3 protein-coding genes are annotated in these 6,081 nt (G+C 40.4%); 2 read left to right on the forward strand and 1 reads right to left on the reverse strand.

The genetic code is table 11. The features are described from left to right. A partial coding sequence (locus RLO81_RS18370; RefSeq protein WP_350115191.1) for a S8 family serine peptidase occupies positions 1–3,686 on the reverse strand: 3,686 nt, incomplete at its 3' end. Between the two features lie 146 nt (positions 3,687–3,832). On the opposite strand from RLO81_RS18370, the gene paaN reads away from it, so the two are divergent. Both paaN and RLO81_RS18380 read left to right on the forward strand, forming a co-directional pair. Next, positions 3,833–5,500 carry a phenylacetic acid degradation protein PaaN gene (gene paaN / locus RLO81_RS18375; RefSeq protein ID WP_350115194.1) on the forward strand — a complete coding sequence of 556 codons (1,668 nt, stop codon included), beginning with the start codon at positions 3,833–3,835 and terminating at the stop codon, positions 5,498–5,500. A 2-nt stretch (positions 5,501–5,502) separates the two neighbouring features. Next, the coding region (locus tag RLO81_RS18380; RefSeq protein ID WP_350115197.1) for an LURP-one-related family protein at positions 5,503–6,081 on the forward strand (579 nt) is incomplete at its 3' end.

Here is a 6,081-nt window from a genome sequence, read left to right on the forward strand (position 1 = left end):
ACTGCCAACCCGGAAGTAAAACGAGCTTCAATGTCGCTTACATTAATGGCTACTGCTAGTGGTGCACTTTCAATGAGAGTTGCATTATTAGTGATGTATATGATGGTATCTTTTTCAATATTAGCTAGTAGAATTTCAGACCCTTTATATTGCAATTGAGTAAGTGATTCATCAGAATAAAAATGTAAAAAATGCCCTTCCGGATTTATTATGGCCGATGAATCTGCACAAATGTCGATGTTCTCGAAAACAGGAATACTGCTTACCTCAGGAGTAATGGTAACACGCAGCGTATCTGTGCACGAAACTGCACTTTCTGCTACTAACATCAACTCGAATGGCGCACTTGTTTCATAATTGTAAGTGAACTGTGGTTGTGTGGAAAGCAGTTCACCATTGGCATACCAGATGTCAAGCACCTGATCGGTGGAAGTTGATTGTAATGCCAGTGAATTGGTTGTTGTGAGATCCAGCGTATCTGGATGGTAAGTGAAATCGGCCTTCACATCATCTATGTTAATATTCACTTGTTTTGGATTGCTATGGTATACCGAGTCGGTGCTTATGACGAATAGCGATGTGTCTTGATCAAACTGATTTGTGAATTCGGTTCCTGAGAAAATCAGGTTATTTAGACCTTCATCTGCATAAAACTCTAAGTCAGTGGCATTGGATGCGGTGAGTGTGATTTCTTCATTTTTACAAATGTTCACATTAGATATGTTGGGCAAATTACTTCGATTGGCCACTTCAATGCTTTTCATTACAGTTTCCGAGCAGCCAATATCATTGGTGACGTTTAAGTTAATATCATACATGCCTGTGGAAGTGAAGTTCATCTTTGGATTTTCCACATTGGAAGTAAACCCATTGTCAAAAGCCCAACTCCAGCTCACTGCGTCAACACTCAAATCAGTAAATGTAACAGTGGTATTTCCAGTTTCATCAAGCAATAAGGGCGAAGGGTTGGCATTAAAATCTGCCGCTACCAATTTTGGTTTGGCGATTACGGTGTACACATCACTATCGAAAGCATTGTCTTTATTCACTGCATAGAATTTGGTGGGTGCAGTAATAACACCTGTAGTAAATTCTTCTCCTGAAAACAGTAGGTCAGTCAGCGCAATATCTGAATAAAAATCATATAGTATGCCTGCTTCAGGGTTAATCGTTGCGGTTTCTGCCAGGCAAGTTTCAGCAATGGCTGCAATAGATGGATTTAATAAGTGACTGGTGTGATAAGCTTTAGCCTGATTTACTAAATCGATAAGTTCGGCCAACGAATGCGCTGCTACAAAGCAAAAGGCAACCTTTTCGGATTGATTAACAGGTAGCAATTCAATTTCAGCGCCAATGAAATGAGAGACATCATTCCCACCATTTATATCACCGGCCTCGGTTTTGAAAATCCCAGCAGAAGTTTGGGCATACTTCACACTATCATTTAATAGGGAGGGGATGTCGGCACTATTTCCATTGAAATTCCGATTGTTAACCGCTGAATAAATTGAATCTTGATCTGTGAGTAAAGCAATACCAACGTACGTATCCCCATCATGCACATAACCTAGCTTTTCGATACCCAACCAGGAAGCAATATTAAAATCACTGTCACCAATGTTCCAGTCAGAAAAAAGATTAACTGAAAAATTACTCAAGTCTGAAGTGCCGATGTTGGTGATTCGATACTCTTGAATAATGAAATTATCCACTTCATTCGCCAATGAGGTTTGCTCTATGCGGAGGGTATCCCCATTTGTAAAAATTGATCGGGCTTCTGTGCGTGCAAAACCATTTTGATTTCTTTTAACGTGCTCTACTTCTTCAAAATCAGAGTCTTTGAGGGCAGATGAAAAATTAGTTGGTGCATTATCAATCACTTTTTCCTGACTAAAAGATAGGATTAAACCTGTATTATCAGCCACATTGTTACCTTCAAACTGGATTCCTAATCCCTCGACAAAAAAGTCTTCATCATACCCCAAATCACCATCTGAAGTAACGGTCATGACCAAGTCATTTCCTCTGATTTCTGTGTGAGCTGGTGAAGTATTGATAGAGATGTATTCAAAATCTTCATATACTCCATTTGAGTAGTCTATTCTAAAAATCAGTTCTTCATTGGGGGGCGTATTATCAGCCAGCTTTACAAGAAATGGCGAATTGAAGTTGTTAGCTGATTGCAGTGTGCCAAGGGATGCAACATTTATTGAATGGGATAAAAAGGTAACATAAGGCGAATTGCTGCTTACTGTTATTTCACCCGACTGAAAAGAATCGAGGTAGTTTTTAAACTGAAAATGTAGTTCTAATGTGTCACCACGATACGCATAATTGCCTAAGCCGTTAGTGTAGTTCGTAGAATCAATGCGGATTGAAGGCGTTACATCGGTCAGCGCTCTAAGCATGTTCAGCCTACCTTTGCCTAGCATGCCTTCATAGGCAGCATTAGCACCAATCCCATAAATATCATCGGCAGTAGCCCTTAACCGTTCCATCACTTGTTGCGCATTTAGGTTAGGAAATCGGGCCCTGATAAGTGCAGCGGCACCAGCCACCATTGGGGCAGAATACGAAGTTCCACTTTTGCCGCCACCATACGCATTGCCGTTGGTGGCTGTATAAATTTCTATGCCCGGAGCCACCATATCCACTTTGTGGCTGTAGGTGGCAAAAAAGGTTTTTTCGTCATTGATATCTGTGGCACTTACTGAGATGACATTGTCAAATGAAGCCGGGTAAAAGTCGAGTTCTTCATTGGTGTTGCCAGCCGCAGCAATGATCACAACATCTTTCTCAAGCACAGCATAGTTAATAATGTCCTGCCCGAATTGTGAGAATGAACCTGCAGAACCCCACGATAGGTTGATCACTTTACAACTCAAATCTGCTGCCAGGGCAATCGCCTCATAGCCATTTCTAAAATTGTTGGATGGCGAAGTGTAAATTTTAATGGGCAGAAATTTTGATTTATAGCCCGTTCCGGCAATGCCAATGCCGTTATTGGTTCGAGCCGATGATATGGCTGTAACCTCAGTTCCATGTACATCTACATCTGCAATTGGATTATTGTCACCATCGGCAATATCCCAACCTGCAAAATTATCGATGAGCCCATCGCCATCATCATCAATTCCGTTAATAGGATCGTTATAGTTATAGGCAATTTGCGATGTTAAATCTTCGTGATTCGGCTCAACACCTGAATCCAACAAACCTATAGTAATGGTGGAATCGCCTTGCTCGATAGACCATGCATCATAAGCTCTGATATTATTTAAAAAGTATTGCGCGCCTGTAGTTGGGTTGGCAGCAGGATCATTCGGCACAAGTAATGGCCTGTGGTTAAAATAGGGTTCGGCATATTCAACATCATCATACTGTAGTAATCGATTAATTTCCTCTATGAGAGATTCACCTTCATTAATTTGAATTTTGTAGATATTGGCGAGCGGATGATTCCTTTTTTCTGTTGCGTGTATCAAAGCCTTTTTTAGATTCTTGCCTGATACACCTAACTGATCGAACGATTTAGAAAATGACTTTCCAGGTTTTATTTTAACTATTATTGTTGTTGGCTCATACTGATTTTCACCTACGCCTTTTGGCAGATGATATTCTTTTTTCTGTGCAATCAGTGGTGCAGAAAGAATGAAAATTACAGATATGTAGATAAGGTGTTTCAACAATGAAATTAGATTCTGTTTTAAATATATCGAATCGTTAAATGGTAAACCCTAAGACAATAACATTTCGCAGGTGCAAACGGTTGATATATTAATTTAAGATCGCTTATCTTCGCTATCCTAACCATTGAAAAAATAATATTCGTATGAGTTTATATTCCAAACACAAAGATATTTTAGATAAAGCTGTTAAAGCACTTCACGAACGCACATTTTTCGCTGCCTATCCGGAGCATCCGTCACCAAGTACGTATGGTGAAACGGCCGATGCCGATGGTAGAAAGAAATTTCAAGCCAGTGTAGGCAAGAAGTTTGAAGAGTTGAAACAAGACAATCCAAAATCATGGATAGGTGTGGAGGAGTCGCCTTACATGCAAACTCCATTGAATATTCAGTATCCTGCTTTTGGCGTGGAAACGTTAGTGGAAAGAGGTTTAACAGCCTTCAATACCTGGAGAAAGGTAGATGTGAATGATCGTGCAGGAATTTTAGTGGAGTCTCTAGAAAGAATCAAAGAGCGATTTTTTGAAATAGCATACGCTACAATGCACACCACTGGTCAGGGCTATATGATGGCGTTTCAGGCATCGGGTCCGCACGCAGCTGATAGAGCATTAGAAGCCATTGCGGCAGGCTACGAAGAGCTTAATAGGTTTCCTAAAAATGTGGTTTGGGATAAACCGATGGGTAAATTCAATATTACTTTAGATAAGCAATGGCGTGCAGTGCCAAAAGGATTGGGTCTTGTTATTGGCTGCTCTACTTTTCCTACATGGAACAGTGTGCCGGGTGTTTATGCAAGCTTAGTTACAGGCAATCCTGTTATTGTTAAGCCACACCCAGGAGCAATTTTGCCAATGGCCATTTTTGTGGCTGAAATTCAGAATGTATTGGCCGAGAATAATATGGATCCAAATATTTGCCAGTTGGCCGTTGATACGTATGATAAAACTATCACTAAGGAATTAGCCGAGCATGATGCTGTCAAAGTGATTGACTTTACTGGTAACTCGCATTTCGGTAGTTATTTGGAAGGCCTTTCAGGTAAGGCGGTTTTTACAGAGAAAACGGGTGTAAACTCTGTGATCTTAGATTCAGCTGAAAATATCGATAAAGTGGCGGCCAACCTGGCATTCTCAGTAACACTCTACAGCGGCCAGATGTGTACTGCACCTCAGAATTTCTACATCCCTGAAGGTGGCATTAACACCCCTGATGGCAATATTTCTTTTGATGAGTTTGCAGCAAAACTAGTTGAGAATATCAATGGGTTAGTAGATAATCCAAAAGCAGGACCGTATGTGTTGGGTGCAGTTCAAAACAAGAATACTTGTGAACGAGTGGAATCAGTAGGTCAGTTAGGCGGTAAAGTGTTGTTGGAGTCTCGTTCAATTGAAAATCCAATGTTTAAAGATGCAAGAATTGCAACACCTGCTGTTTTAACCATGGATGCTGCTGATAAGCAAAAATTCAGCTCTGAACTATTTGGTCCGATTGCCATTTTAGTGAAGACTAAAGACACGAAGGAATCAGTTGCTTTGGCTAAAGATATGGCCATCAAACATGGAGCAATTTCTTGTGGTGCGTATAGTACTGATGCCGATACGAAAGAAATGATCGCTGATCAAATGTCTTTAGCGGCTACTCCTGTTAGTTTTAACTTAGTTGGTGGCATTTATATGAATCAGAATGCCGGCTTTAGTGATTTTCATGTGACTGGCGGTAACCCTGCAGGTAATGCATCATTCACTAATCCAGAGTATGTGATAAAAAGATTTACCTGGGTAGGACATAGGGAGCCTGTTAAAGCTTAAGCATGCATCCGATACTCAATAAAAACCTCTTTTTTGTTAAGGAACATGTGGGCTTGTTCAAGGCATCAAACAATTATGATATTTATGACCCTGAAACGCAGGAAATAATATTGGAATGTAGAGAACCCAATCTTGGGTTCTTTACCAAGATGTTTCGCTTTACCGATTATAAACGAATGACTCCTTTCGAAGTGGTTATTTCCACTCCTGGCGGTGAACCGATTATCAAAGTGAAAAGAGGTATTTCTATCTTCCTTTCTACCGTGGAGGTTTATGACGAAAAGGATGTGTTAGTCGGTAAATTTAAGCAGCAGTTCTTTTCAATAGGCGGTAGGTTCAATATCCTCGATATGAACAATAAAGTGGTTTGCACACTCAAAGGCAAATGGACGAGTTGGGATTTTAAGTTTGTGAAAGAAGGTCATGAGTTTGCGCATGTGAGTAAAAAGTGGTCGGGCTTTGGTAAGGAGTTGTTTACATCCGCAGATAATTATATGTTGAAGATTGATGAGTCTGTGCCGCAAGATAACCGTTTACGAATTTTGATCATGGCCGCGGTTATGTGTATTGATATGGTGTTG

Origin of the sequence: Fulvivirga sp., assembly GCF_040220315.1 — a bacterium.
Taxonomy (GTDB): Bacteria; Bacteroidota; Bacteroidia; order Cytophagales; family Cyclobacteriaceae; genus Fulvivirga.

Bases quoted from the DNA above. Each gene is read 5' to 3' on its own strand.
- paaN (WP_350115194.1), top strand. From the start codon at position 3,833: ATGAGTTTATATTCCAAACACAAAGATATTTTAGATAAAGCTGTTAAA.